Source organism: Rhizobium sp. Root1203 (assembly GCF_001424945.1).
GTDB lineage: Bacteria > Pseudomonadota > Alphaproteobacteria > Rhizobiales > Rhizobiaceae > Rhizobium.
Genome location: NZ_LMCW01000013.1, coordinates 29,641 through 55,494 on the forward strand (window position 1 = coordinate 29,641; position 25,854 = coordinate 55,494).

General features: G+C 58.2%; 23 protein-coding genes and 3 pseudogenes. 7 read left to right on the forward strand and 19 right to left on the reverse strand.

Annotated features, from left to right (window positions below):
- Nucleotides 1–225 precede the first annotated feature (225 nt).
- Nucleotides 226–858: a TetR family transcriptional regulator gene (locus ASC97_RS16430; RefSeq protein WP_057469429.1), complete on the reverse strand. Its 633-nt coding sequence runs from the start codon at nucleotides 856–858 to the stop codon at nucleotides 226–228.
- Between the two features lie 93 nt (nucleotides 859–951).
- Here ASC97_RS16430 and ASC97_RS16435 point away from each other — a divergent pair, with 93 nt between their 5' ends.
- The 4 genes from ASC97_RS16435 (at nucleotide 952) to ASC97_RS16450 (ending at nucleotide 4,201) form a co-directional block, all read left to right on the forward strand.
- Entirely contained in the window at nucleotides 952–1,605 is a 654-nt protein-coding gene (locus tag ASC97_RS16435) for an O-methyltransferase (RefSeq protein ID WP_057469430.1), read from the forward strand.
- A 52-nt stretch (nucleotides 1,606–1,657) separates the two neighbouring features.
- Nucleotides 1,658–2,539 (forward strand): NmrA family NAD(P)-binding protein, encoded by an 882-nt coding sequence (locus ASC97_RS16440; protein WP_057469431.1) that lies wholly within the window; start codon nucleotides 1,658–1,660, stop codon nucleotides 2,537–2,539.
- Between the two features lie 25 nt (nucleotides 2,540–2,564).
- Complete coding sequence (locus ASC97_RS16445) at nucleotides 2,565–2,942, forward strand: darcynin family protein (protein ID WP_200959482.1); 378 nt, start codon at nucleotides 2,565–2,567, stop codon at nucleotides 2,940–2,942.
- Between the two features lie 86 nt (nucleotides 2,943–3,028).
- Nucleotides 3,029–4,201, forward strand: coding sequence for an arabinose transporter (locus ASC97_RS16450; protein WP_057469432.1), 1,173 nt, complete (start codon nucleotides 3,029–3,031; stop codon nucleotides 4,199–4,201).
- 93 nt (nucleotides 4,202–4,294) lie between these two features.
- Here ASC97_RS16450 and ASC97_RS35310 read toward each other — a convergent pair.
- The 8 genes and pseudogenes from ASC97_RS35310 to ASC97_RS16490 form a co-directional block, all read right to left on the reverse strand.
- Nucleotides 4,295–4,480 (reverse strand): annotated as a pseudogene (locus tag ASC97_RS35310) (chloramphenicol phosphotransferase); the annotation flags it as partial.
- A gap of 143 nt (nucleotides 4,481–4,623) precedes the next feature.
- Complete coding sequence (locus ASC97_RS16460; protein ID WP_338012528.1) at nucleotides 4,624–5,292, reverse strand: IMP cyclohydrolase; 669 nt, start codon at nucleotides 5,290–5,292, stop codon at nucleotides 4,624–4,626.
- A gap of 315 nt (nucleotides 5,293–5,607) precedes the next feature.
- Nucleotides 5,608–6,276: a DUF1349 domain-containing protein gene (locus tag ASC97_RS16465; RefSeq protein WP_057469435.1), complete on the reverse strand. Its 669-nt coding sequence runs from the start codon at nucleotides 6,274–6,276 to the stop codon at nucleotides 5,608–5,610.
- Nucleotides 6,273–8,249 carry a beta-galactosidase gene (locus ASC97_RS16470; RefSeq protein WP_057469436.1) on the reverse strand — a complete coding sequence of 659 codons (1,977 nt, stop codon included), beginning with the start codon at nucleotides 8,247–8,249 and terminating at the stop codon, nucleotides 6,273–6,275. Before ASC97_RS16470 ends, ASC97_RS16465 begins: the two co-directional genes overlap by 4 nt.
- Nucleotides 8,246–9,337, reverse strand: coding sequence for an ABC transporter ATP-binding protein (locus ASC97_RS16475; protein WP_057469437.1), 1,092 nt, complete (start codon nucleotides 9,335–9,337; stop codon nucleotides 8,246–8,248). The genes ASC97_RS16470 and ASC97_RS16475 overlap by 4 nt, the downstream gene beginning before the upstream one ends.
- 53 nt (nucleotides 9,338–9,390) lie before the next feature.
- The gene (locus ASC97_RS16480; protein ID WP_057469499.1) at nucleotides 9,391–10,242 is read right to left on the reverse strand and encodes a carbohydrate ABC transporter permease; all 852 of its coding nucleotides are present in this window, start codon (nucleotides 10,240–10,242) and stop codon (nucleotides 9,391–9,393) included.
- The gene (locus ASC97_RS16485; RefSeq protein WP_057469500.1) at nucleotides 10,242–11,060 is read right to left on the reverse strand and encodes a carbohydrate ABC transporter permease; all 819 of its coding nucleotides are present in this window, start codon (nucleotides 11,058–11,060) and stop codon (nucleotides 10,242–10,244) included. Before ASC97_RS16485 ends, ASC97_RS16480 begins: the two co-directional genes overlap by 1 nt.
- A gap of 185 nt (nucleotides 11,061–11,245) precedes the next feature.
- A complete protein-coding gene (locus ASC97_RS16490; RefSeq protein WP_057469438.1) occupies nucleotides 11,246–12,481 on the reverse strand; it encodes an ABC transporter substrate-binding protein in 1,236 nt (411 codons plus the stop codon).
- Nucleotides 12,482–12,577: 96 nt separating this feature from the next.
- Between ASC97_RS16490 and ASC97_RS16495 the strand changes: the two genes are divergently transcribed.
- Complete coding sequence (locus ASC97_RS16495; RefSeq protein WP_244481490.1) at nucleotides 12,578–13,543, forward strand: helix-turn-helix domain-containing protein; 966 nt, start codon at nucleotides 12,578–12,580, stop codon at nucleotides 13,541–13,543.
- Here ASC97_RS16495 and ASC97_RS35315 read toward each other — a convergent pair.
- A pseudogene (locus ASC97_RS35315) lies at nucleotides 13,507–13,684 on the reverse strand (IS6 family transposase); the annotation flags it as partial. The gene ASC97_RS16495 and the pseudogene ASC97_RS35315 overlap by 37 nt on opposite strands.
- 209 nt (nucleotides 13,685–13,893) lie before the next feature.
- Here ASC97_RS35315 and ASC97_RS16500 point away from each other — a divergent pair.
- Nucleotides 13,894–14,310, forward strand: coding sequence for a hypothetical protein (locus tag ASC97_RS16500; RefSeq protein ID WP_057469439.1), 417 nt, complete (start codon nucleotides 13,894–13,896; stop codon nucleotides 14,308–14,310).
- 3 nt (nucleotides 14,311–14,313) lie between these two features.
- Here ASC97_RS16500 and ASC97_RS33025 read toward each other — a convergent pair.
- The 4 genes and pseudogenes from ASC97_RS33025 to ASC97_RS16515 form a co-directional block, all read right to left on the reverse strand.
- Nucleotides 14,314–14,521, reverse strand: a pseudogene (locus tag ASC97_RS33025) (integrase core domain-containing protein); the annotation flags it as partial.
- Between the two features lie 510 nt (nucleotides 14,522–15,031).
- Entirely contained in the window at nucleotides 15,032–16,255 is a 1,224-nt protein-coding gene (locus ASC97_RS16505) for a bifunctional 3,4-dihydroxy-2-butanone-4-phosphate synthase/GTP cyclohydrolase II (protein WP_082530033.1), read from the reverse strand.
- A gap of 11 nt (nucleotides 16,256–16,266) precedes the next feature.
- A complete protein-coding gene (locus ASC97_RS16510; RefSeq protein ID WP_244481491.1) occupies nucleotides 16,267–16,752 on the reverse strand; it encodes a flavin reductase family protein in 486 nt (161 codons plus the stop codon).
- 66 nt (nucleotides 16,753–16,818) lie between these two features.
- Complete coding sequence (locus ASC97_RS16515) at nucleotides 16,819–18,255, reverse strand: NAD-dependent succinate-semialdehyde dehydrogenase (RefSeq protein WP_057469442.1); 1,437 nt, start codon at nucleotides 18,253–18,255, stop codon at nucleotides 16,819–16,821.
- A 230-nt stretch (nucleotides 18,256–18,485) separates the two neighbouring features.
- On the opposite strand from ASC97_RS16515, the gene ASC97_RS16520 reads away from it, so the two are divergent.
- Nucleotides 18,486–20,468, forward strand: a complete 1,983-nt coding sequence (locus ASC97_RS16520) for a sigma-54-dependent Fis family transcriptional regulator (RefSeq protein WP_057469443.1) — start codon at nucleotides 18,486–18,488, stop codon at nucleotides 20,466–20,468.
- Nucleotides 20,469–20,520: 52 nt separating this feature from the next.
- On the opposite strand, the gene ASC97_RS16525 is transcribed toward ASC97_RS16520, so the two are convergent.
- From ASC97_RS16525 to ASC97_RS16545, 5 genes are read right to left on the reverse strand one after another with little or no spacing between them, the layout of a single operon-like run.
- The gene (locus tag ASC97_RS16525) at nucleotides 20,521–20,874 is read right to left on the reverse strand and encodes a RidA family protein (RefSeq protein ID WP_057469444.1); all 354 of its coding nucleotides are present in this window, start codon (nucleotides 20,872–20,874) and stop codon (nucleotides 20,521–20,523) included.
- Between the two features lie 24 nt (nucleotides 20,875–20,898).
- A complete protein-coding gene (locus ASC97_RS16530; RefSeq protein ID WP_057469445.1) occupies nucleotides 20,899–22,326 on the reverse strand; it encodes an FAD-dependent oxidoreductase in 1,428 nt (475 codons plus the stop codon).
- Nucleotide 22,327: 1 nt separating this feature from the next.
- On the reverse strand, nucleotides 22,328–23,941 hold the full coding sequence (locus ASC97_RS16535) for a GMC family oxidoreductase (protein WP_057469446.1): 1,614 nt from the start codon (nucleotides 23,939–23,941) through the stop codon (nucleotides 22,328–22,330).
- Nucleotides 23,942–23,969: 28 nt separating this feature from the next.
- Complete coding sequence (locus tag ASC97_RS16540; protein WP_057469447.1) at nucleotides 23,970–25,049, reverse strand: ABC transporter ATP-binding protein; 1,080 nt, start codon at nucleotides 25,047–25,049, stop codon at nucleotides 23,970–23,972.
- A 14-nt stretch (nucleotides 25,050–25,063) separates the two neighbouring features.
- Nucleotides 25,064–25,849, reverse strand: a complete 786-nt coding sequence (locus ASC97_RS16545; RefSeq protein WP_057469502.1) for an ABC transporter permease — start codon at nucleotides 25,847–25,849, stop codon at nucleotides 25,064–25,066.
- Between the last annotated feature and the right edge of the window lie 5 nt (nucleotides 25,850–25,854).

Sequence of the window (25,854 nt, forward strand, 5' to 3'; positions counted from 1 at the left end):
CCCACGCCCCGCCTCTCGTGTTCTCCACCCGCCCTTTGGATGGCATGGTCGCCAATATGGAACTAAAGTTCATCAAGGATCGGCAAGAGCCGGAATCGATGCCGCGAAAGCTGAAGGCATCTATAAGGGTAAAGTCTTGAAGACTACGATACGACCAGCGGTGCCGAAGCCAGCATTCGCTCTTGGCGTATCTAAATGACTGGCGAAGCACCCCGCAGGTTGTTGTCAAACCCGTTGCAAGCTTGTTAGGTAGGCACTGAGCATGTGTGACATTTCGTCTGCGTAGGCATCGATTTCGGCAGCTGGACGCGGCTTCTCCGTCAGCTCCTTTCCGACAGCAGTCATCGTCATGACAATCAGATTGGCCGCCATCTCTCGTGCCGGCGCCTGAGCCCCTGGAAGCGCCTCGACCATGAACGCTGCTACGATACGATCGCCTTCGGAATGAATTTCCTCCGCCTCGACAGCGTTCCGATAAAGTGGAGCCGCATCGTCTAGCGCCACGCGAAGCGACGCTTCCTCGGCCTCTGATCGCAAGAAGCTCCGAACAACGTCTCGCAACCGATCAAGTGGCGGTCGTGCCGTGTCGCCTAGTATTACCCGCCACTGCTCGGTCGTCTCCTTCCATTCGTCACTCTGCAGGCGGTAGAGAATGGAGGCCTTATTCGGGAAGTACTGATAAAGCGAACCGACGCTTACTCCTGCCTTTTCCGCGACGCGTGCGGTTGTGAAACGCTGCGCCCCTTCTTCCGCCAAAACACGAACAGCAGCCTCCAAGATCGCCGCAACAAGCCCTGCTGAACGCGTCTGTTTGGGGTGCTTTCTTGAAGAAATTCTAGGGGTTAGACGATCGTTCACTGGGGCTGCCTCTGAATGCGAATTGTGGAATGCGATGAATCCATCGCATTATAACTTCAACGAAAGACACAACTTCAATCCGATTGGAAGACCATGAACACGTTACACAACCCACATGTCGCGCCTTTGTTGAATCGACTCTTTGCTGAAGCTGACGCCGCAACAAGCCCGACCTTCCGCTCTATTCCAGGCAGCGAGCGGGAGCGGCTGTTAGACAGCAAAACGGAATATCTTCAGCTCTACTCGTTGATGAAGGACCTGTGGCTTCCGGTGTCGCCGGAAACAGGAAGGCTTCTCTACATACTGGCGCGGAGCATCAGGGCGAGCACTATTATTGAATTCGGGACTTCGTTTGGAATTTCGACGGTCTTTCTAGCGTCAGCGCTCCGCGACAACGGCGGCGGGCACCTCATCACGACGGAATTCGAACCTTCCAAGATCGCAAAGGCCCGGGAGCACCTTACGGAAGGAGGCCTGATCGATCTGGTCGAGATGCGAGAGGGTGATGCTCTTACCACGTTAAGCGTGGACCTGCCTGAACAGGTCGATCTCGTACTGCTCGATGGCGCAAAGCCCCTCTATGCCGACGTCGTGAGGCTAGTGGAAAAGAGTCTCAGACCGGGTGCGCTCATCATTGCCGACAATGTGGACCTATGCCCGGGCTATGTCGAGCACGTGCGCGCTGCGAACACCCGCTATCTGTCGGTGCCGGTCGCCGACGACATCGAACTTTCAATTCGACTTTAGATCAGGGCCCACCGCCCGAGCCCACGGTCCATTTACCCAAGAAGGAACTATCATGATCGTCATCACCGCCCCGACCAGCCAGATCGGCAGCAAGGTTGTCAGCGCGCTCGTGGACACAGGTAAACCCCTGCGGCTCATCGTGCGCGATCCTGCCAAGCTGCCCAAGCACATTCATGAACGCGTGGAAATCGTGGAGGGATCACATGGCGACGCGCAGGTTGTCGACCGCGCTTTCGAAGGGGCTGACGCCCTATTCTGGCTGGCGCCGCCTCCGTGGGCCCAGTCGCTTGACGATGCCTACATCACGTTCACAAAGCCCGCTGCAGAAGCGATCCGTCGACATGCCGTACCGCGCGTTCTCTCGATCACCGCTATCGGTCGTGGAACTCCCTGGCAAGAGCGGGCAGGACCAGTCACCGCCTCGATCCGGATGGACGAGCTCCTGATGGAAGTCGGGGGGGCATTCCGCGGCCTGGCCATGCCCTCGTTCATGGAAAACACCGCCCGCCAGGTCGGCGTCATGAGGGAGAAGGGAATGTTCTTCGGTCCGATCCGCGCCGACCGGACGCTGCCGTTCACAGCAACCCATGACATGGCTGCGGCAGCCGCACGCCTGCTCGCCGACTCCACCTGGAGCGGTCAGGAGGAGATGCCGGTGCTGGGACCGGAGGACCTATCGTTTGACGATCAGGCAGCCATCATCTCGGAAGTGACCGGTCGTCCGGTGCGCTACCAGCAGATCTCCTACGAGCAGTTCAAACAGCAATTCCTCGTCCGGGGCACGAGTGAGTCAGTGGCCGAGGGCTATGTCGATATGTACCGTGCCAAGGAGGAGGGCATGGACAACAGCGTTGCCAAGACGCCCGAGACCACAGGACCAACCAGCTTCCGCGCGTTCTGCGAAGAGCACCTGAAGCCCATTTTGGCTGCATGAACCCCTGAATTCAAGGAGATATGATATGTCTGCGGCCTCACAATACGACCTTGCAACCAATCCAATGACGGTATTCTGGCTTATTAAGACGACGCCGGAATGGCTTCAGCTCCCCCCGCACGGGGATGGTGGCCGGTTTGCCTTCGGCAAGGGCGTGCTCAACCCTATCCTGGCCAAGTATCCTGGCGCCCGAATGGCTTTCTTCGACTGCGAGGCATTCACGGCCGATTGCACAGATGTGATGATCTGGACCGTGACCGATCTCGAGCACTACAACGGCGTCGTCAACGATCTTCGCGAAACCAAGTTCTGGAGTTCCTTTTTCACGATCGAGAAAATCATCCCGGCAATCGAGAACGAGTACGCCAAGCACTACAAGGCTGACTTGCTGGGAGCGGCTTAACCGCTCGTTCGCCTGTCCCGGAAATGGCCGGCACCGTAAGCGTTTACGTCAACCAACGCACCCCACCATGACAAAGAGTGCGTTCCATGTCTGATATCACCGAAGGCACGACCGGTTTCCCCCAGGTCATCATCCTCACCATTGCCTTGTTTCTCTCCTACCTGACGGTTGCCATGGCACTGCCGGCCATACCAGTCCATGTGGTTGAAGGCATTGGCCTCGACAACACATGGGGCGGCCTTGCCGTAGGCATCGCCTTTCTCTCCACGATCCTCACACGCGGGCGTGCCGGTGCATGGACCGACCGGGCTGGTGGCAGGCTTACCATGCAGTGCGGCCTGCTCGCTTATGCGGCGGCTGGCGGCATCTGCGCTCTGACGGCTTGGCCTGTTTTGACGGTGGCAGAAAGCTACGCGCTGCTGCTTGTTGGTAGACTTGTACTCGGCCTGGGCGAAAGTCTCGTGTTGGTGGGCATGATGGGCTGGGCCATCGGCCTGACGGGTCATGTCCGTTCCGGTCGTGTCATATCGCTCGTCGGCATGGGCATGTATGGCGCGTTTGCAGCTGGTGGTCCTCTTGGTCTCACCTTGCTCAATCGGACTGGTTTTGTAGGCTTGATGGCGGTGTGCAGCGTTCTGCCTCTGGTGGGGCTCGTGATCATTCAGTTTGTTCCAGCCATTGAACCTAATGCTGGTCCCCGAGAGTCCTTCTGGCGGATCATCGGTCGCATCTGGCGACCTGGCGCCGCCGTGGGTTTGCAAGGGGTGGGCTTTGCGGCCCTGGGAGCCTTCTTCCCGCTATATTTCCTCAGCAACGGATGGCCCTATGCCGGGCTTGGGCTCACTTTTTTCGGGACAGGATTTGTCGCGATGCGCCTGCTCTGCGGGCATCTGCCCGACCGGATGGGCGGTGCACGCGTTGCGGCCATCTCACTGGTGGTTGAAGCCTGCGGCCAATATCTCATCTGGCTGGCACCGGGGCCCTATGCGGCGCTTGCCGGCGCTCTCCTGACCGGCATCGGCTGCTCGATGGTCTTCCCATCGATGGGATCTGTTGTGGTCAAGCAAGTACCAGCTCAGCTGCGAGGCACAGCGATCGGCGGCTTTGCCGCCTTCCAAGATCTGTCTTACGGCGCAACAGCGCCCGTCGTTGGCGTCCTTGCCGACCATTCCGGATATTCATTTGTCTTCCTGATCGGTGGGGTTGCCGCGACACTGGGACTATGGGCTGCAATGGCGGCCGGTGGTGATGGTGGTTGAAACGTGATTTCCAAAGCAAGGGGCGATTTTGGATCGCCCCTTGCTTGGAGGTTGATCATCGACTGGCTCAAGGAACCAGCGGGATTAGCTCGCTTGACCGGTGTGCTCCCATATCCCCTTTGGCAGCGGGGTAGTTCCGTCCTCATCGAGGAACCGCAATATCGGGTTGTTGAACCAGTGATTATCAACAATCTTTGCGGAAATAAGCGCACGAAGTTCCTTGGCAGTTGTCAGCTTCCCTACGCCTGGAAATCCTATGAGCAACACGAACACGCCCATCGGCCCTAGCCCTCCTCGCATCCTCCACTTCGTTGCAATGCAGACTATGCGAATTTTCGGAAACCGCGCAAAGTCGGCTGTTGACGCAATCCAGTCGAACTCGCCTTTCGCCCGTCCCAAAGCCGCCACCTCGCTACAAGCGATCAGCGGGTGGAGTTGAGCGTCGCAGTCTCATGGCCCGATGCTGACCCGACCCATGAAGCCGCGCAAACAGGTTTCTCGAATTGAGAGAAGACTGATGCATGGGTAATATGGCTGCAGACTGCACTTGGGTCGGCGGCATCGAAGTCCTGATCCACCTGCTCGGTGCGAGGGAGTGGAAACTCATAGGTCGAGATATACGCAAGTTGGCCAGGCCGAGCCTCTATCGGCGTCACCGACAAGCTGGTGGCGGTTATGCTGCCGAGCCAAAGCCTGTTTTCGGCTAAATCAACCAGACCACAAATTCGAGGCGTATCGTGCTGATCGAACTCCCGGTCCAGGCCTACGAGAACGCTTACTATCGCATCTCGTGGGGCGTTTCCCGCCTTTAACCGCTCGTAAATCGGTCGGGAATGGGTGCCATTGCTGACAACGGCAAAACGAGAGTTCCAAATGAGACATTCATAGGCAATGTATGGGCTGTTGGACGCTGCATCTGCGCTTCCTTGGTCGGCGACAATTCGCATAGTGTCACCAAGCTTTTCTGCATTCCTGTTGGGAAATGATCTGCTCGAAACCCGGTAGGCCGCGACTAAATCCCCTTTTCGGCTGCGACCTACTCCAACAATTCGTCCAACATACATCTCGAGCGTTCTCCGGCTCATTATCATGTTGCCGTAGCAACGAAATCCCGGTCTGCCCAGGTTGCCTCGGTTGGATACACAACTGACCCTCCTACCTGCCGGGACGTCCCGAACTTCTTCGCCATAAGGCGACAGGGGGAGTTGATCATTGGCAAAAAGCGTGCGGGTCGAACGAGAGCGAAATGGGCGCTAGGGGCGATGTCACGTTGTCTGCTCATCGCACTTCGATTTCCACATTTCGTTCAGTTGGCAATGCCCGAATATCACCTCTTCCGGCATTCGGCCTGAGCGGCCATGCATCGATTCGACGTGGGATAGGCGGGAAAACCCCGCCCGATTGGCCTATTCCCCATTGCGCAGGTCGATTGGGACGCCCGTCTCCAGGCAGATGCCGGAGAATACAGCGGTCAGCGCGTCCCCCATCGGCGCCTGCACAATCATCCCCGCGCGCAGCGGGCCGTCCATGCCCTTCAGGCTGAACAGGCGGGCCAGCTTCCACACGGCGCCATTCACCGACCAGTGAAAGGCCAGAATCGGCCCATTCCGGTGCACGCGCAGATGCGCCTCGGGAGTGCGGAGTTCCTCGCCATTGGCGTCATCCGAGACTTCCCGGGTGACGACGCTGACGATGGTAGGCCGCAGGAAGGGCGAAAGCTCGATGACGCATTTGCCCCACTCCCCAGCGGAGCCACCTGCCGGATCCCCGGTTTCAACGATCAGTCCGGCCGCATCGTAGAGCGAGCCGAGCCTAGTGCTCACGCGGGCGTACAAGCTAAAGACGGGAGCCTCGACCACCAGCGCGGCGACCGGCGCCGTATGGTCCGCCGGGCTGCCGTCCGGATTGACGAAATAGTTCGTCTGTGGCTGCGCCTCCATCGACAGGCAATCGCCACGGTAGGCGAAGATGCCGTTTTGCGGGCGATACGCCGTGAAAGCGAGTTCGCCGCCTGTCAGTGCCGATGCATGCGCGCGGGCTGACGGGGAAGGGGGAGATGAGTAGAGCGACGTCATCGGCTGGTCTCCTTCAGGGGCGCAACGGCACCGCTGTCCGTCCGCCAAACGACAACTTCCTGCGGGCCCAGAACAGCGCCGCCGAGGAGCAGATCGACACCCTCTGGCACGTTCCAGCTTTCCGGCCCGTAATTGAAGGCATAGGTGAGGTTTCCGCGCCGCCGCAACCGCACCTGCGCGGCCAGGGGAGTGACGTCCAGCTCAGCCTTGTCCGCTAGCAGCCGCATCGTGGCGTGCAGCAGGTCCTCATCCGGCCAGCCGGCGAGATAATGTTGGTTGCCGCGCACGGTCAGCGCCGGGCTTGCATCCGGGAAGGTGGAAAGCACGTCGGCATCCCGGACTTCGAGATGCTCGCGCCAGCGGATCATCCGGCCCCCGACCGCGCCGTGGACCGCCACGGATAGACCGGGGCGCAAGGACGCCACTTCCCGCAGGCGCACGCCTGTCAGCCCGGACAGTGGCCCAGGCGGCAGGTTTTCAGGAATGCGGAAGTTCCGGTCGCGCGAGCCGGTGCGCGGCCCGTAGAGCACCACGCCTTTTGCGGCCCCCAGGGCCCGGCAGGCGTCATCGCTGACATGTACCAAGCCGGGCACCAGCACGAGGCGATAGGCCGAGAGATCCGCGCCTGGCCGCACGAAATCGACGTCTAGCCCCAGTCTGCGCACCGCCTCGTACCAGCGGAACGCCAGTTCCTCGGAGCGGAAATCCCGGCCCTGCGGCTGGATGCGTGTGGACCACCAGCTTTCGTAATCGTAGAGAAGTGCGACCGGCGCCTGTGCCGTTCCGCCGAGCGTGCCGAGCAGGGTGAGATCCCGCGCCGCCTGTTCTGCCTCGCGGCCGCCGGGAGAAAGCTCGTGCAGTCCCGGCAGGTTAAGGCCCGCATGCATCTGCTCCTGGGCGAAGGGCGCCTGGCGCCAGCGGAAGTAGCTGACCACCTCGGCCCCGTGCGCCATCGCCTCAAGTGTCCAGAGCCGCACCATACCGGGCTTCGGCACGGGGTTCCACGGCGCCCAGTTGACTGGTCCCGGCTGCTGTTCCATCACCCAGAACCGGCCCTTGCCGACGCCCCGGTAGAGATCGTGATGAAAGGGGGCGATATCGGGATGGGAGGTTTCCGCCCATCGGTCGCGTTCATCTTCCGTGAAAGGGAATTTCTCGACAAAGCCGATCGGATAGCTGTCCCAGGAGGCGAAATCGAGATTGTCGCCGACGGCCCAATGGTCGAAATCATTGGTGAAGCCCATGAAGTTATGGGTGATCCAGCGCCCCGGCGAGCGGGCCCGGATGATCTCGCACTGCATCCGGTCAAAGGCGGCGATCTGGCTGGACAGAAAGCGCCAGTAATCCATACGGGCCGCCGGGTTAGCCTCGGTGACGGTCAGGTTCGGCAGGCTCACCGCATCGAACCCGTCGAGCTCCATGGACCAGAAGACCGAGCCCCAAGCCTCGTTCAGCTGCTCCGCGCTCTGGTAGCGCTGCCGCAGCCACTGGCGGAAGGCCGCGAGATCTTCGGGGCCATAGGAGAACGTGGTGCCGTGGCAACCATATTCGTTGTCCGTCTGCCAGCCAGCCAGGCCAGGATGATGGCCATAGCGGTCCGCCAGGACCTCGACAATGCGGCGGCTTTCGCGCCACCAATCTTGCGAGGAAAAGCTGTAGTGCCGGCGCGAGCCGAAGCCTCGGGTTAGGCCGTCTTCATCAACGGGCAGAATGTCGGGATAGGCATCGATTAGCCATTTTGGCGGGGTAGCCGTGGGTGTGCCAAGAACGATTTTCAGTCCCGCGGCGGAAAGCACGTCCATCGCCCGGTCGAGCCAACCAAAATCGAACAGACCGCGCGCGGGCTCGAGTCGCGACCAAGCGAATTCGCCGATGCGGACATGGCGGATTCCCAAGGACGTCATGCGGGCAGCATCCCGCGACCACCAGTCTTCCGGCCAGTGTTCGGGATAGTAGCACACACCGAGACTCATTGCATTAGATCTCCATTGAGGAGAGCTATGCCCTCCGGATTGAACAGGTGCCAGGCCTTGGTAGGCACATGGAATTCCACCGTCTCGCCGAGAGTGGCCCGGACGAGGCCATCGGCCTTCAGGCAGAATGTGCTGCCATCGGCAAGGTTCAAGTAGAGTACGGTTTCAGAGCCGAGGAACTCCACATGGGTGAGCACGCCGCTGAAGGTGCCCCCCTCTGCGCGGCCGACTCGGGCGTGTTCGGGGCGGATGCCAACCGTCATCGGCCCTTCCGCCATGGCGATCGCCTGCGCTCGCTCAAGCGTGCCGCCGCACGCGAGTTCCACCTTCGTTCGGCCATCTGCGGACCGTGCGTGTCCAGGCAGGAAATTCATGCCGGGCGAGCCGATGAAGCCGGCGACGAACCGGTTGGCCGGACAATGGTAGAGGGCGAGGGGGCTACCGGCCTGTTCTACCCGTCCACGGTTCAGTACCACGATCTTGTCGGCCATGGTCATCGCTTCCACCTGGTCGTGCGTCACGTAGATCATGGTCGTGCCGATCTCCCGGTGCAGCCCGGAAATCTCCGCCCGCATCTGCACCCGCAGGGATGCGTCGAGGTTCGACAGCGGTTCGTCGAACAGGAAGACGGCCGGATCGCGCACGATGGCGCGGCCGATTGCCACCCGCTGGCGCTGCCCTCCGGACAGTTGCGAGGGTTTGCGGTTGAGCAGGGTATCGAGTTGCAGCATCCCCGCGGCCCTTGCTGTTCGCCGCGCGATCTCGTCCGCGGGGTGACCCGTCATGCGCAGGCCGAAATTAATGTTCTGCGCCACAGTCATATGCGGATAGAGCGCATATGACTGGAACACCATCGCAGTGCCGCGCCCGGCCGGGCCGACGCCGGTCATGTCCCGCCCGGCGATCTCCAGGCGTCCTGTGGTGATGTCCTCCAGCCCGGCAATCATCCGCAATAGCGTGGACTTACCGCAGCCCGATGGCCCGACGAAGACGCAGAATTCTCCATTCGCGATCTCCAGATCGAGGTCCTTGATGACTTCGGCCATGCCGAAATGCTTGGAAACCGCCTGCAGGCGCACATTACCCATGGCGGCCTCCCGGCAAAGGGCGCGAAAGCGTGAAAGAAGAGGTCATGGCCCTGTCATCCTTTTGTCGCGCCAAGCGTCAGCCCGGCGATAAAATGGCGTTGCATGAGAAAGAAGATGGCGGCGGGCGGCAACGCCGCGACCACCGCGCCGCCGGCGATGAGATTCCATGCGGCGATCCATTGGCCCTTGAGCGCATAGAGCCCCGCCGTCACCGGCATGGCGTGTTCGCCTTGCACCATGACCATCGCCCAGAAGTAATCGTTCCAGACGAAGGTGAAGACGAGCACCGAGAGTGCGGCGATGGCGGGTCGCACCAGCGGCAGCACCACATGGATAAAGATCCTGATCTCGCTGACACCTTCGATCCGGGCCGCCTCGATCAGCGCATAGGGCAGCTGACGCATGAAATTGCGCATGAAGAGGGTGCAGAACCCGGTCTGGAACGCCGTGTGGAACAGGACGAGACCGAGAATGGAGTCATAGACGCCAAGCCGCAGTGCGAGATCGCGCACCGGGACCATCAGGATCTGGAACGGCACGAAATTGCCCGCGACGAAAAGGAAGAAGATGAAGAGATTGCCGCGGAACCGGTAGGTGCTGAGCGCGAAGCCCGCAAGGCAGGCCAACGCAATCGCCCCCGCCACGGACGGCAGCGTGATCAGGAGTGAATTCAGGAGGTAATGGCCAATCGGCGAGCTGGAAAACAGTGCCCCATAGTTTTCGGTGAAATCGATGCGTGACGGCAGACCGAAATAATTGCCGGCGGCGAGGTCGCCGAGTGGCCGAACCGATGTCATCAGCACGCCGATGAGCGGCAGTAGCCAGCAGACGAGGCTGACCGGCAGCAGCAGCCGGTAGGCAAGGCGCGCCGGGGCCGAGGCCTTTGCAATAGGGGTGGGAAACATCATCCGGCCTTTTCTTTCTTGAGCATGTGCACGATGAAAAGGCTGATGAAGACCATCATGATGGCAAACAGGACTGCGGCGATAGCGGCGCCGTAACCCATCCGGTAGCCGAATTCTGACAGCGCCTGCTCATACATGTAGAACGAGAGAACGCGCGTGGACCCATAGGGGCCGCCCGCGGTCATGATCGAGACCAGATCGAAGGAGCGCAGCGAGCCGATGATGGTGACCACGGCGGCGATGAAGGTGGCGGGCCCGAGCTGCGGGAGCACAACATGCCAGAACAGGCTGAGGCCCCGCGCACCATCCATGCGGCCCGCTTCGATCAGCTCCGGATTGATGTTGTTGAGGCCGGTGAGATAGAGGATCATGCAATAGGCGATCTGTGGCCAGAGACCGGCGGCGATGATGCCGTAGGTGGCAAAGCGCTCGTCGGCCAGAATGGCGGTTTCCGCTCCCGTCAACGTCTTGATCAGCGCGGTCAGGAGGCCGAAATCCGGCGCATAGAACCAACTGAAGACTATGCCGACGACAATCTGGCTGACAACGAACGGGAAGAAGAACAGCGACTTGTAAAGCCGGATGCCCGTGACCGTCTGGTTAAGCAGCAGGGCAAGGCCGAGGCCCAGCGGCGGCGCCAGCAGGAAGAACAGCAGCCAGAGCAGATTGTTGCCGAGCGCGGTATAAAAGGCGTCGTCGGCGAAAAGCTCAATATAGTTGTCCAACCCGATGAATGTCTTCGGCCCTAGCCCGTCCCAGTCATAAAGGCTGAGCCAGAGGCTATCGGCGATCGGGTAAAGCACGCAGGCGGTAAACATCCCCAGCGCTGGCGCCAGGAAGGCAAAGGGCAGCAGCTGCCGCCGCCACTCGGCGCGGCGCGTCTGCCCCGTTTCATGTGACAGGCTTGTCATCGGTTACTCCGCAGTGTCCGGAAGCAAGAAAACCGGCATCCGGCAAGGCTTCATGCCCTGCCGGATGCCGTCGCGGCCTCAGCGTGTGGCGATTATTCGCCGTAGGCGCGGCTGCGGACCTTGTTCAACCGGGCAAGGATGGCGTCGAGCTTGTCCGGCGACTGCATGAACTGCTGAAATCCTTCCATGCCCGCCTTGGCCATTTCCGCCGGTGCATCGCGATCATAGAACTGGGCCAGGCCATAGGCGGTCGCCAGCGTTTCCGTCGCTGCCTTCAGGAGTGGGTCTTCAGGCCGTGGCGACTGGTTGTTGGCGGCGATTTGGCCGGTGAAACCGTTCATCTTCGCCTGCACCTCCGGACGGGCGAGATAGGCGAGGAAGGTGCGCGCATCCGCCTTGTTCTTGCCGCCCGAAGCGGCGAAGAAGGCCTCCGTCGGCGCATCTTCGGCGCGCGGCACGCCGGGGGTCACCTCCGGGAAGGGCACAAAGCCGATCTGTTCCGCCTTCAGTCCGCCATCCTTCATCATCGGTACGGCGAAATTGCCCATCAGATACATGGCGGCTTTGCCCTGCACGAATTGCGGGATCGCCTCCTGCCAGTCGATGGCGGCATTATTTGCCAGGAAATAGCCCGGCTTGACCACCTCGGCCCATTTCTCAAACACGGCCTTCACCTTGGGGTCTTCGTAGGACACCTTGCCCGCCGTCAGGTCCATGTGGAATTCATAGCCATTCACCCGGAGGTCGAGATAGTCGAACCAGCCGCCGGCAGGCCAAAGTGCCTTGGTGCCGATGGCGAAGGGTGTGATACCGGCGGTTTTCAGCGCCGCGCAGGCGGCCAGGAGTTCGGCCCAGGTCTTCGGCGGCGCGATGCCCAGCTTGTCGAAAATGTCCTTCCGGTAGTAGACCGCCCAGGGGTAATAGGAATAGGGCATGCCCCATTTCTTGCCGTCCGCCTCGACCGACTTGGCGGACGATTTCAGCGTGTCGTCCAGCTTGTTCTTTTCCCAGACATCGGTGACGTCTTCCACCAGCCCGGCGTTGACGAACGGCATCATGCGGTTGCCGGGGTACCAGGCGAAGATGTCTGGCGGGTTGGCGGTGAGGAAGTTGCGGATCGCCGACTTGTAGCCCTCGTGGTCGAAATTGTTCCACTTGACCGTGATGGCGGGATATTCAGCTTGGAAATCAGCAATCACTGAATCCATCATTTTCTTCGAGGGTGGGTCGGTCTTATCCGCATTGATGACCAGTTCGCCCGCAAGCGCCGGCGCCGCGGTGAGGGCGGTTCCAAGAGCAAGGGCACGCAGCATGTGCACGATAGGCATGAATGTTCCTCCCGATATCTCCCACCATTTCCTCCGGCGGAAGCGGCAAACCTGTCGCCGTTGATAATGCCCTTGACGCTAGGTTGGGATTGCGTAGTGTTCTACGCGGTTTTCCGATTTAATTTCCTGTTTTCAAAGATTATGCCTGCAGAGCGCCGAGAAATTGACTGGCTTGGAGGAGTTCCGGTTCGTCCGGAGCTGGGCGCAGCCTATCCGCTGGTCGTCTACGGCGGCCATCGGCTCTGCGCTGGCTCGCTGACGCGCGTGAAGTGCATGCAGACCCCACACATGCACAGCCAAGTGGAGATAAATTTTGTGCTGAAGGGGTCGATGACCTATAGTTTCGACCAGCGGCGCATCACGGTGGACGAAAACAGGTTCTGCCTGTTCTGGGGCATGATTCCCCACCAGGTGGTGGACTGCGAAGTGGAGACGGAGTTCGTCTGCCTCTATCTACCGCTTTCGATGTTCCTTGACCTACCGAATATCAACCGGCTTCGCGAAACGGTGTTCCGCGGTAGCATGATCGAGCCCGGCGAGGCCGATGAGGGGGAGCGGCGGCAGTTCCTGCGCTGGCGTGCCGACCTCGTGTCCGGCGACGACGAGGCCGCCGATATCGCCCGGCAGGAGATTTCTGCCCGCGTCCGCAGGCTGGCGCGGGATGACTGGCGGGACCTGAGAGACAGCGCCTCACTGGAGATGCCCGGCTTCAGCGACACCGTTGCTCGCATGGAACATGTGGAACGGATGCTGCGTTTTATCGGTGAGCATGCTCTGGAAGAGATCGGCGTGCCCGATGTCGCCGCCCATGTAGGCCTGCACCCCAACTATGCGACATCGCTTTACCGCCGCGCGCTGGGCATGACAATCAACCAGTCGATCATCCAGCACCGGCTGGACACCGCGCAATCGCTGTTGGCCTGTTCCGATATCGCGGTCACGGCGGTGGCCTTCGAAGCAGGCTTCGGTTCCGTTTCGCGTTTCTACCAGGCCTTCCACCGCCGCTTCGGTATCCGTCCCGGCGCCTACCGCGAACGCATTCGCAACAGCCGGATGTCGTGAGCGAGAAGGTTCAATCGGGCGCTTTCAGCCTCGCTTCGTTGATGAAGATGGAAAAGGTTGGCGATCTGGCTGTGCGTTGAGAAGGGGCGTTCGCATTGCCGTGCTGACTTGAACCGCATCATGGCCCCGTTCTCGTCGTCGAAAGATCGTCCGGTAGTGATTGAAGATCCATGCCCCGTGCCCGTGCACAACCTGATACGCATGAATGGGGCGACGCTTTTGCCGGTTCCAATCGACGATGCCGGACTTGTTGTAGACGCATCGCCGATCGGACCTAGCGCGCCGACCTTTTGCATGTAGTCCCTTGCCATGAGTTTCCTACCGGCGCCGTGACGAGCTTGTAGCGCCGATTGCAGGCATTAAATTGGGCTGTCGAGAACGACTCCTACATCGTTGAGGACGAGTTTCGCTTCGATGCCAGTCCACCCTCCTCACTTGCCGGGTTGGACCGATCTGATCGTGTGATCTATGTCGGAATTTTCTCGAAGACTTTGGTCCCAGCTCTTCGTTTAGGCTACTTGATCGCGCCCGAGCATCTGGTGGAACGTCTTATAGACTTGAAATGGTGGACCGACCGCGGTGGACCCGCGATCGATCAGATGACCTTGGTGGATTGGATGGATAGCGGTTTTTTGATCGGCACATCTACAGGATGCGCAAAATATATGCCGAGCGGAAGGCAATGGTCGATGAGTTTGAATCGCTTTTTGGAGATTGAGGTGCTCCCCGAATTTGGGCCAGCGGGGGCTGGAATTTTCCGGGGTTGAGGCTCAGTTCGGCGGGGGTGCCGATGAGGCGTTCATGAGCGAAATCGGCACCTTGTTGCCGATCGCGCTATGTGGCCGGAACTCGTTTTAGTCTACGCCAATCCTCCATCTTTGCCCGTGCGTTCAGGCACTCGACGCGGAACTTGCCATTGAAACTCTCGATGTAGCTGTTGTCGGTCGGCTTGCCTGGCTCAGACAAGGTGCAGACGACCTCAGTTGCCGGCGGCAACGCCGAGGCTCTCCTGTCGGAATTCAAAGCACCATAGAGGGCTCTCCGGCAGGATGTGCCGCGGGACCGCTGCGGGTTTGTTTCGAGGCCAGCTATAGTGGTTTTTGGCTTGCCCGCTTTCTCCTCAACCGCGGTATCGATACTACCGTCCTGGATCCGTCCAGCTTTTTGGTGTCGCGTCGAGGCCGGCGTGTGAAGACAGATCGCATCGATGTCGAAGCGATGGTGTTCACTCTGAAGGCGTATCTGCTCGGAGACAGGTCGGTTTGCCGCCCTGTGCGGCTAGCCGCGTTCTCTCGGTTAACCTCAAAATGACCTTCGCTCATTCGAATAAGCGGCGGCGCAGCCAGCTCGTCTCGCGCGTAGCGAACCACGGACAAAGCAGCAGCAAGAGCAATGACAGCAACAATCAGACCCATGCCGCAGTGCCGAAGAAGCATTTCCCTCCTCTTTCCAATCCAGATCATGGGTCCGTTCGCTGACTTGCGCATGTTATCCAGCCTCAAGGGTCCAGGCTGTGTCGAGGAAGTGGCCAAATTTTTCTTTCTTCGTCAGAAGGTATGACACATTTGTTGCCTTGCACGCTGCAAGTAGACTGCGCCTACCGGTGATCTTGATCCCGCATTCCTGGATGGCTTCGAGTTTTGCTGGGCTGTTGGTCAACAACGTGATGTCATCAATATCAAGGTCCCGCAGGATCGAAGCCGCCGCCAAATAATCACGGCTGTCATCTGGAAGGCCCAATGCGCGGTTGGCCTCAAGTGTATCGAGCCCTTGATCTTGAAGGCCATAGGCGGCGATCTTCTTCCCTAGTCCGATACCTCTTCCTTCTTGTCCACGAAGGTAGATTAGACAGCCTGCGCCTTCGTCATTGATTATCGAAAGCGCCATCTCGAGCTGCTCGCCGCAGTCACAACGGAGCGATCCGAGTACCTCCCCAGTGAGGCACTCTGAATGCACTCTGACCGGTACCCGAGTACCCTTTCTGCAGTCGCCTTTGATTAGGGCGATATGTTCGACCCCCTTGTTCAGGTCTCTATAGCTGATGGCTTTGAAGTCACCGAAACGCGTAGGCATCTCAGCCAGGCCAATCCTTTCCACGAACTGCTCGTTCTTGCGGCGGTAGGCAATCAGATCCTCGATCGTCACCAAGAGCAGCCCATGTGCTTCGGCGAATTCGATAAGCTGTGGAAGCCGCGCCATCGAACCGTCGTCGTTGGCGATCTCACAGATCACACCTGAGGGGGAGCGCCCGGCCAGCCGCGTAAAGTCAACTGCCGCCTCTGTATGGCCTTGCCTACCCAGAACCCCTTGCGGGTTGGCCCTGAGCGGAAAAACATGGCCCGGACGTGCAAAATCCAATGGGGTCGCATGCGGATCCACCAAGGCTCTAATTGTTGCGGCTCGATCACCTGCAGAGATGCCGCTGGTCGTTCCGGCAATGACGTCGACGGATACTGTAAACGCAGTCATCATTGATTCAGAGTTCCGGCTGACCATCAACGGCATATCGAGCTCGTCTAGCCGTTCATCAGTCATCGAAATACACACGAGACCGCGAGCATGTTTCATCATGAAAGCGATAGCCACCGGGGTAACAGCGTCCGCCGCGATGAGAATGTCGCCTTCATTTTCGCGATCTTCATCATCGACAACAATGATCATCTCACCGCGAGCAATTGCTTCAATCGCGTCTTCAATTCGAGAAAAAGGCATGTTTAACTCCATCAAAGGCTGCTGGTGGCTGCGACTTCAGTTTCCTGAGGTGACACTTTGACAAAGCCCTTGCGATGCCAAAGCAAGCATCGATCAGCGTTGTCGTTCGGGAGAAGAATGTCGTGGATCACCGCAACCACGATCGTGTGACTGTAGCCGTCGTGTGTATCCGCGATGCGGCAGTCGAAAGCGACGGACGCTCCGGCTAGCAAGGGCGCTCCGGTCTCTTGGAAGCACCAGAGCGCTCCTTCAAATCGATCGGCACCCTTTGCTCGCGCGAAATGACTTGCGAATGCCATCAGTGTGTCGGGTAGAACCGACACACCGAGAAAGCCTTGACGCAAGATTGCATCATGGGCGGAGGCTGACTTGTTGATGCACACAACAAGTGACGGCGGCTCGGCAGATAGACTTGTCACCGCAGTGGCCATCAAGCCGCGAGGCACTCCATCTTCCATGGTTGTTATCGCCGTCACTGGACCGGCGAAACGCTGCATGGCTTCACGGAAATCATCTGGCCTAATCATTCGAAATGTCCTCCATCGCTGGTCGGTTGCGCCGTGTTAGTTCGTCTCGTGGGTTACGAAACGGATGTTCGTGTACGCATCGAGAGCTTCGGAGCCACCTTCGTAGCCATAGCCCGAATCTTTCACGCCACCGTATGGGGTCTCGGGCAAGCCAAGACCAACGTGATTGACGGAAACCATGCCTGCTTGAATGCCGTGGGCTATTCTGCGGGCGGTATTGGAGCTGGTGGTCCACGCGTATGATCCAAGTCCAAACGGCAGGCGATTTGCCTCGGCCAACGCTTCGTCGAGATCAGCAAACGAACGAACAAGTGCCACCGGTCCGAACGGCTCCTCGTTCAACGCTCGCATCTCGGTCGTAACGCCGGTTAAAACGGTTGGAGCGAAGAAATAGCCGCTGTTGCCAATACGCTCGCCCCCGGTTTCGAGTTTTGCGCCCTTGGAGACCGCGTCCTCGATCAATTCTTCTACGGCGTTGCGACGGCGTTCGTTGATAAGTGGCCCCATCTGTGTGCCATCTGCCAGTCCGTCTCCAACTTTCAGCGCTTCAGCCTTTCGCACGAAGCTTTCGACGAACTGGTCGTGCACCGTGGACTGGATCAGGAAACGGGTCGGAGAGATACAAACCTGGCCCGCGTTGCGATATTTGGAGCCGATCAAAGCGGTGGTCGCTGCGTCGATGTTTGCGTCATCGGCAATAATGACCGGAGCATGGCCTCCAAGTTCCATCGTGACTCTTTTCATGTGCAGTCCAGCGAGCGAAGCCAACTTCTTTCCGACTGGAACGGAGCCGGTGAAAGACACTTTTCGGATGGCTGGATGCGGCACGAGGAACTCGGAGATTTCGGCAGGATTTCCAAAGACGAGGTTCACAACGCCGGCCGGAATGCCTGCCTCTTCCAAGCAGCGGAAAAGCGCGGCTGGAGCTGCCGGAGCTTCCTCCGGTCCCTTGATGATGATCGAGCAGCCAGCCGAAAGAGCCGGACCGAGCTTGCGAACGATCTGGCTCATCGGGAAATTCCATGGGGTAAAGCCCACGGCAGGCCCCACGGGCTCCTTCAATGCGTACTGCTGAACGGTCACCGAACGCGAGGGGACAACGCGGCCGTAGGTCCGTCGGCCTTCTTCGGCAAACCAATCGAGAAGATCCGCGCAGGAGTTGACCTCCATGCGCGATTCCGTGAGCGGCTTGCCTTCGTCGGTGGTTAGAAGCCGTGCGATGTCTTCTACACGCTCTCGGAGCAGGGAGGCAGCCTTACGAATGACCTTGTAGCGCTCAAATGCAGACGTAGCGCTCCAGATGTTAAAACCTTCGACAACAGCTTCGACTGCCTTTTCCAGGTCGCTCCTAGACGCGTGCGCAACCGCGCCGATTACTTCACCGTTGACGGGATTGGCGATCTCTAGCGTCTTGCCATCGCTCGCGTCAGTCCACTCCCCGCCAATGAAAAGCTTGGTATCGGTATACCTCATTTGAATCTCCACATCGCAGTGTTGCTGCAGGTTCGATAGTCACTTGCAGCAGTGCAACGGGCGTGCCATGCTGATAACTATCTGATCTTAAGCCGAAAAAAGTCATATTGCCCATTCTGATGTCGGTAATCTCAAATCGGTCTCATTCGTGAGACGAGACGAGACAAGCAACGTTCTTGACTTGCATCAATTTTGCCGGACTAAATGCCGAGACTTACAGGAGCTGCAGAATGCTCGATATTGATGACCACTTCCGACTGATTGAGAAGGCGGTTCTTTCTGGCGCAGATGAGACATCCGCGTCGTGGCGGACCGCGTCCTGGGCTCGGTGTCTCCAGGACTACAAGCTAGATCCTTCACGCCCACAACTCGTCGATCTGTCATCTCGTGAAATACGTTCCGAGCGTGATTTTTTCGACAACGACGTGGCTCTCGCGACTAGCGAACTTGAATCGACTTTGATGATGATCGAAGGGGGCGGTTACAGCGCTCACTTGGCCAATTGCAATGGCGTAATTATCGCTGAGAGAAGAAGCAAGGATTCAACCTACTATTGTGGGACCGACCGCATCGGTGCGGTATGGACGGAAGAGGTTGGAGGAACGAACGGCATCGGGACTGCTCTCAAGAACCTTACACCAACTGCCGTTTACCTTTCCGACCATTTCTTTGCCGATCTGACCGGTCAGGCATGCGCATCTGCACCATTTTTCGGGCCGGATGGCTCCGTTCTAGGGGTTGTAAATCTCTCGACGCGAAATCCGGGCGTGCCTCAGCTGGCACACCGAGTGGTCTACGGCGTTGCTCAAATAACCGCAGATCGTTTGGAAACCGCGTACTTTCGAAAATTCTACCGTAAGTATTATACGTTGACGCTAAATATCGAGCAGCGTTCTCCAGCAATTATAGCTGTAGATTCCGATTTTCGGATCGTCGGCGCAACGCGCAACGCTCGCGCTCAATTCAGGCTCGACGACTCTTCTATCGGATCGCGCAGCTTATGGGGCGTGTTCGAGAGAATCCGAAGCAATCCCACGATAGAATACCTGTGTGAAAACCTGCGTGAGATGCGCATGCTGGGAAGCGGGAATTTAATTGACGTCGTCCTGAAGCGGCCAATTTCAGCTTCGCCAGCAGCTCCAAGCGGCGGTGCGTTTACATCGGGAAAAACCGGTCGCGCGAGACCAGTACGGAAGATCACCTCGCTTGCGGAATGTGCCGGCAACGATCCGCAGATGGCGAGAAATCTGAATATTCTCAAACGAGTTTTCGGAAGCGGCCTGCATGTCTTGTTGTTGGGCGAGACCGGCGTAGGAAAGGACACATTGACCCGCGCTATACATTATGAAAGTGGACGAGCTGCCGGTCCGTTCGTGGCCTTCAACTGTTCTGCCGTTCCCGAGTCGCTCATCGACAGCGAGCTATTCGGATATAGCGCGGGAGCGTTTACAGGTGCGAGCAAAGACGGCAACTCAGGGCGTATCGTGGAAGCGGATAAGGGAACCTTATTCCTAGACGAGATCGGCGACATGCCGCTTCAATTGCAAACCCGCCTGCTTAGGTTCTTGGAAACGCAGGAGGTGATGCCCTTGGGTTCCGGAAAGGTACGCATGGTTGATGTACAAATTGTTGCGGCTACACACCAGAACCTAAACGAAAAGGTGGCGGCTGGAACGTTTCGGCAGGATTTGTTTTACCGACTTGCAGGAACGATCATCACGATACCAGCACTTCGTGAAAGAACTGATCTAGATTTTATTATTAAAACTCTCCTCGACCAAGCGAACGAAGGTGGCTCGCCAGTATCGATCTCAAATCGAGCGATGGCGGCGCTCTTGGCTCATTCTTGGCCGGGTAATATCCGTGAGTTGCGGAACGTAATCGCTCGGGCTGCCAAGCTGGCAAGTGACGGGATCGTTCAAGAAGACGACCTGATGCTCACTCCGGCTTTTTCGCCGCGTAGTGGGCCGATCCCACCGGTCGCACCAGCCCAGCCGAACCGCGATGTTGTGGTCCCCACATTGCAAAAGAAGGACGTCAACTTGACCATTCCGTCCAAGATCGCAGCTCACAATGCCGAGCGTGACGCAATTCTAAACGCCATAAAATTGCATGGGGGCGATGCTGTAGCTTGTGGCAAGGCGTTGGGAATTAGCCGCGCAACACTTTATCGAAAACTGAAGCAGTACAGCCTGTCATTGAGCGGGCGATAGGAAAATGCGGCTACCGTTCACCAAGAGAGGACGGGCAAACGAGTAGCTTGGATCAAACGGCAGCCTGTAGGGCTATCTCTATCAAAATCTCTTCGGCTGCCATGTTCGCCTCGACAGTCGCACGGGCGGGTAAGGCCTCTTCAGGTATCCAGCTTTCCCAGGCCTGGTTCATCGCAGCGAAATCTCTGGTGATGTTTTTGAGCCAAATCTGCGCAAAAAGTATCTTCGATTTATCTGTGCCTGCGACTTCCAAAAGATGATCCATGCGGTCGAGCAATTGTTTGGTCTGACCGGCAATGTCTTGTGTTCTGTCGGTGGGAACTTGGCCGGTGACATAGGCAACGCCGTTATGAACGAGGACGTGGCTGAGCCGCTTCCCATTCTTCTCGAATCTTTGGATGGACATGATTCCCCTTCGTCGTCTTCTGGATTAGCGCATGCCAATACGCATGCCGATCATTCGCGGAACCTCGGCGATGCCTCGCGCCACCAACGGCTGAGGCAGCCCTGCGTCCTGAGCGTCCTCGCACTTAACGATGGCGTTTCTGATTATTGAGCCACCTACGTAGCGGAACGGTTCCAATGGAAAATTGACCCTGGTTCTGTTGCAGAACACTGAATTCGACCATTGATCCTTTTCACCAAGGACGATCGAAGCAAGGCATTCACCGGCAATGACCGTGGCGTTCACCCCGTGGCCGGAGTAGCCCGAACCATAATGAATGCGTGTACCTGCGGCAGTTCCGAAGTAGGGCAAACGATCCGACGTCACTTCAATCGGAAAGCCCCAGGTAGACACAACAGCAGACATTCCGGGAAAGAACCGCCGAAGGCCGATCTTGGCTCTTTCAAGGCTTGGCTCGTCTCGCCTTAGGGCAGCGGCACTATGGTTGTTGCCGAAGCCGATCGGGCCAGAGCCCGTGCCCATCAAGATTCTGCCGTCTCGCGTGCGCCGAAAGTAATGGGTGAACATACGCAGGTCGGCAATGCCGCGTGCGGCCTTGTAGCCAATCCGTTCCAATTCGAGTTCATTGCGCTCTGACATAGCAGGGAAGCTGGAAAAGAGCGTTGTCGTCCGTCCCACAGATGGGATGGCCATGGTGCCAGTGTAATTCGCCAACACCACGTCACGCGCGGTGACACCCCCCTGCGATGTCGCGACAAAGCATGGCGACCCTTGCTGGACCGAGATCACAGGAGTGTTTTCGTAGATATCGATGCCGAGTTGAATGGCTTTTTCGCGAACTGCCGCAGCTAAACGCGCAGGATGGACGGTCGCGCCTTCGGAGAAGAACAGTCCCTCCTCAAATTTCGGAGAATTGCACAGCGACAAAAGGTCTGACTTTCCCACCCGCCGCACGGTATCCGGCACGCCTAATTCGCGGGCGACAGTTATGAAGGCAGCTAGCTTCGACTTCTGAGCTTCGGATGTTGCAACGCGCAGATAGCCTTCTTCGACCCACCAAACATCATTTGGCTTCGAAGTTGCAAAAGCTCGAAGCTTTTTCTGGGCCAAAGTCCCCAATCGTGCGGCTTCAAGCGCTTTGTCGGCTCCATAGAAAGATATCAGCGTTGGAAGTGCGCCCCAATAGCCGTGAACATTACCGCCGTTTCGAGAACTGGCTCCGTCGCCACATCGATAAGCGTCAAGCACCACAATCCTTAGCTTCGGGGAGCGCTCCTTCAGAGCTATGGCTGTCCACAGGCCGGTAAACCCGCCGCCAACGATGGCAACGTCCGCGTCGATTTTGCGGTCTAGGGTGGGTTTTATCCCAACCTTCGAGGTAGCGCGAACATCGAGTTGCCACCAGGAAAAATTACCTGGATCATCAGCTGGAACGGCGGGCAGCAGGTCCATGTCACTCCCCGGCCAGGCGGAATTCAAGCGGAATCTTGTTCCCGCGTATGAAGTCTGAGGCACGCTCGCCGACCATGATGGCTGGTGCGTTCAGGTTCCCCGACGGCACACGCGGCAGAATGGAGGTGTCTGCCACCCTCAGACCGTCGATGCCTCTCACGCGCAGTTGAGGATCGACAACAGCCATGTCGTCGGTGCCCATCTTGCATGCGCCGGAAGGATGGAGTGCGCCTTGTCCGGTATCTTTGACGAACTGCATTCTTTCAGCCTTGGTCTTCAATATGCCACCCGGCCGGTAAGGCTCGCCGACATACTTCGACATCGACTTCTGCTGCAGAATTTCCTGTCCAATGCGCACACCCTCGGCAAGGCACTCGACGTCGTATTCTTCGGCCAGATAGTTCGGATTGACCATTGGGAAGACGCTGGGGTCAGCGCTTTTCAGCTTCACGAAGCCGCGAGACCGGGGACGGGATTGATAGACATTGGTTGTGCACCCATTGCCGCTCGGGGTGGAGTCTGATCCCTCTTCGACACCGGCTCCGGGGAGGAAGTGATACTGCAGCGTTGGCAGTTTGTCGTCGGCCGCGCCGTACCAGCACATTCCGCCTTCGCAAACGTTGGACGTGACAGGGCCGTTGCGGAATAGAGCGTACTGCAAGCCAGCCCAAGCCTGCCATCTAAGCTTCTTGTACTTATCGTAGCTATGAGGACCGGTAAGCTCTGATATCAAGAACATGTCGAAATGATCTTGGAGATTTTGACCGACGCCAGGAAGGTCATGCACCACGGGTACACCAAGTTCCCGTAGGTGATCAGCAGGGCCGATACCAGACAAAAGCAGAAGGTGGGGCGATCCGATGGCACCTGAACAGACCACCACTTCCTGGCTGGCCATTTCACGCACGACGTTCCCGTTGTGCAGGTATTCAACGCCAATCGCTCTGTTGCTCTCAATGAGAATCTTGAGGGCCTTGGTCTTGGTCTGCACCGTCAGGTTCTTGCGCTTGCGGGCCGGACGAAGGTATGCAGCAGCAGCGCTGCAACGGAGGCCATTTTTCATGGTTACCTGGTAGAAGCCAACCCCCGCCTGATTCCCGGAGTTGAAGTCGGGATTGAAATTGACGCCGTATTCTTGAGCGGCCTTAACCCAGGCCTTCGTTAGATAGTGGGTATGCCTCTGATCTGAGACGGATAGCGGGCCTTCAGTCCCATGAACCTCTCCAGCGAAGCGTTCGTTGTTCTCCGCCTTCTTGAAGTAGGGCAGAACATCCTTGTATGCCCAGCCATCACACCCTTCGGCGGCCCAAGTATCATAGTCTTGCGGGATTCCGCGCATGTAGACCATCGCGTTCACCGAGCTGCCGCCGCCAAGCACGCGTCCCTGCACAAATTCTGGCGTCGCGCCGCCCTGATGCATCTGCGGCTCAAGCCGGTAGCGGGTAAGCATGTTGCTCTTGGACGTTTTGTAATACGTCACCGGCAGATGGATATAAGGACTCCAGTCGCGGGCGCCTTGTTCCAAAAGCAGCACTGTGCTGTCAGGATTTTCGCTGAGCCGGGATGCAATTGTGCAACCTGCCGAACCGCCACCTACCACGATGTAATCGTACATTTTCAATACCTAACTTAAATGTATCGGCTTAACTTGCGAGAACGACTACGGACTGAGGGTCCCAAGTCAGCGACACGTCGCTTCCAACTCCGAACCGGATGCCTGAGGCGGATCGCGGTTCCTGACATTTCAACAACGTACCCGCTTGGTGGCGAACCTTGTAGACCACGCGGCTACCGATGAACGTGACGTCTTCCACTTGACCCTTCACCTCGTTAGCGCGGTCTCCGGCACCATTGGCTGACGCGATGTTGATTGCTTCCGGCCGAATAGAGAGATGGACGCTGGACCCATCGAGGAGACCGGCCTTCCCAACTTGCGCCGAGCCGACCGGGACGTCCACCAAAGCGCCCGACGCGCTGGCATTGCGAACCTTGCCATCAAGCAGGTTCGTTTCGCCAAAGAATTTGGCGCAGAAAAGTGTCTTCGGTGAACCGTACATTTCGTCGGGCGTTCCAATCTGCTCGATTGTGCCCTTGTTCATCAGAACGACCCGATCAGATAGGATCATGGCCTCATCCTGGTCGTGGGTGACGTATATAAATGTCGTTCCGGTTTCTGTGTGAATTCGCTTCAGCTCGTCGAGCATGAGGTGCCTGATCTTCAGATCAAGTGCAGCCAGCGGCTCGTCTAGGAGCAGCACGGACGGCTTGTTGACAAGTGCACGAGCCAAAGCAACACGCTGGGCCTGCCCGCCGCTGATCTCACCGATCCAGCGACTAGAATAGTCCTCGAGCTGCACAAGCTTCAGCATCGCATTCACGTCGTCATTGATTTGCGCTTTCGGCAGCCCCTTCAACCGAAGGCCAAATGCGACGTTGTCGAACACATCCAAATGAGGGAACAGGGCGTAGCGCTGGAACACCATGTTCACAGGCCGCTTTTCCGGGGGCACCGCCGTCATATCAGTCCCGTTGATCCTGACGTGGCCGCGCGATGGTAGTTCGAAGCCCGCAGCGATGCGCATGAGTGTGGACTTGCCGCAGCCACTGGGACCGAGAAGAGTGAGAATCTCACCCTTCTTCACGTCGAGACTGATGTTCTCCAGGGCGGTGAAGATGCCCCACTTCTTGGTGATGTTGCTAAGTTCAACGATATTCTGAGACATGTTCGAACCCCTTTTTAAGCATCGTCGCGAATGGCGACGGCTCTTCTTCTTTGTAGCCAGAGAGAGAATCCGCCTGCAGCAAGCACGAGGATGGAAAGCGCGAGAGCCAAAACACTGGCGGCGTTGATTGACGGATCAACGGTACGTCGCATCATCGACCAGATATAGAGCGGCAGCGTCGTGTCGTTGCCGCTAACGAAGACCGTGATGATAAACTCGTCGAAGGACAAAGCGAACGTCAGGATCGCAGCACCAACAATTGTCGGCGCCAAGATCGGGATGGTCACCAATCTGAAGGTTTCCATTTGCGTGGCACCTAGGTCACGGGCGGCTTCTTCCAGGGACTGATCGAAGTAGTTGATACGGGATCGCATCGTTTCTACGAAGAACGGAAGTGTGAACAAGACGTGAGCAATCGTCACCGTCAGTAGGGAGCGCGGCAGATCGATTGCGGCGTAAAGGGCGACGAGCGCAATACCAAGGAACAGGCCGGGCAGCCCGATTGGCGCAAAGTTCAAAATCTCGAAAGCGTGCTTTGAACGACCCTTCAATCTGATGAGTGCCAGTGCGGCGAGAGTGCCCAGAAACGTTGTCACGATCGAGGTGAAGAAGCCAACCCTCAGGCTGTTCCAGAGAGACGCCAGGAAATCGGGCTTTTCCAACAGGGTTGCGTACCAGCGGAGGCTCAGGCCCTCGATGGGGAATGTGAGTGCAGGTGTGCTGTGAAAGCTGAACAGCACAATGATCGCGATAGGGGCGAACAGGAACAGGAGATATGCACCGAGATAGGTTTTAAGCATCGTCG

Bases quoted from the DNA above. Each gene is read 5' to 3' on its own strand.
- ASC97_RS16480 (WP_057469499.1), bottom strand. From the start codon at position 10,242: ATGTTTCCCACCCCTATTGCAAAGGCCTCGGCCCCGGCGCGCCTTGCC.
- ASC97_RS16530 (WP_057469445.1), bottom strand. From the start codon at position 22,326: ATGGACCTGCTGCCCGCCGTTCCAGCTGATGATCCAGGTAATTTTTCC.
- ASC97_RS16515 (WP_057469442.1), bottom strand. From the start codon at position 18,255: ATGAGGTATACCGATACCAAGCTTTTCATTGGCGGGGAGTGGACTGAC.
- ASC97_RS16485 (WP_057469500.1), bottom strand. From the start codon at position 11,060: ATGTTTACCGCCTGCGTGCTTTACCCGATCGCCGATAGCCTCTGGCTC.
- ASC97_RS16545 (WP_057469502.1), bottom strand. From the start codon at position 25,849: ATGCTTAAAACCTATCTCGGTGCATATCTCCTGTTCCTGTTCGCCCCT.
- ASC97_RS16435 (WP_057469430.1), top strand. From the start codon at position 952: ATGAACACGTTACACAACCCACATGTCGCGCCTTTGTTGAATCGACTC.
- ASC97_RS16465 (WP_057469435.1), bottom strand. From the start codon at position 6,276: ATGACGTCGCTCTACTCATCTCCCCCTTCCCCGTCAGCCCGCGCGCAT.
- ASC97_RS16490 (WP_057469438.1), bottom strand. From the start codon at position 12,481: ATGCCTATCGTGCACATGCTGCGTGCCCTTGCTCTTGGAACCGCCCTC.
- ASC97_RS16525 (WP_057469444.1), bottom strand. From the start codon at position 20,874: ATGTCCATCCAAAGATTCGAGAAGAATGGGAAGCGGCTCAGCCACGTC.
- ASC97_RS16510 (WP_244481491.1), bottom strand. From the start codon at position 16,752: ATGCAGCGTTTCGCCGGTCCAGTGACGGCGATAACAACCATGGAAGAT.
- ASC97_RS16520 (WP_057469443.1), top strand. From the start codon at position 18,486: ATGCTCGATATTGATGACCACTTCCGACTGATTGAGAAGGCGGTTCTT.
- ASC97_RS16475 (WP_057469437.1), bottom strand. From the start codon at position 9,337: ATGGGTAATGTGCGCCTGCAGGCGGTTTCCAAGCATTTCGGCATGGCC.
- ASC97_RS16540 (WP_057469447.1), bottom strand. From the start codon at position 25,049: ATGTCTCAGAATATCGTTGAACTTAGCAACATCACCAAGAAGTGGGGC.
- ASC97_RS16440 (WP_057469431.1), top strand. From the start codon at position 1,658: ATGATCGTCATCACCGCCCCGACCAGCCAGATCGGCAGCAAGGTTGTC.
- ASC97_RS16445 (WP_200959482.1), top strand. From the start codon at position 2,565: ATGTCTGCGGCCTCACAATACGACCTTGCAACCAATCCAATGACGGTA.
- ASC97_RS16505 (WP_082530033.1), bottom strand. From the start codon at position 16,255: ATGCCTTTTTCTCGAATTGAAGACGCGATTGAAGCAATTGCTCGCGGT.
- ASC97_RS16535 (WP_057469446.1), bottom strand. From the start codon at position 23,941: ATGTACGATTACATCGTGGTAGGTGGCGGTTCGGCAGGTTGCACAATT.
- ASC97_RS16470 (WP_057469436.1), bottom strand. From the start codon at position 8,249: ATGAGTCTCGGTGTGTGCTACTATCCCGAACACTGGCCGGAAGACTGG.
- ASC97_RS16450 (WP_057469432.1), top strand. From the start codon at position 3,029: ATGTCTGATATCACCGAAGGCACGACCGGTTTCCCCCAGGTCATCATC.
- ASC97_RS16460 (WP_338012528.1), bottom strand. From the start codon at position 5,292: ATGATAATGAGCCGGAGAACGCTCGAGATGTATGTTGGACGAATTGTT.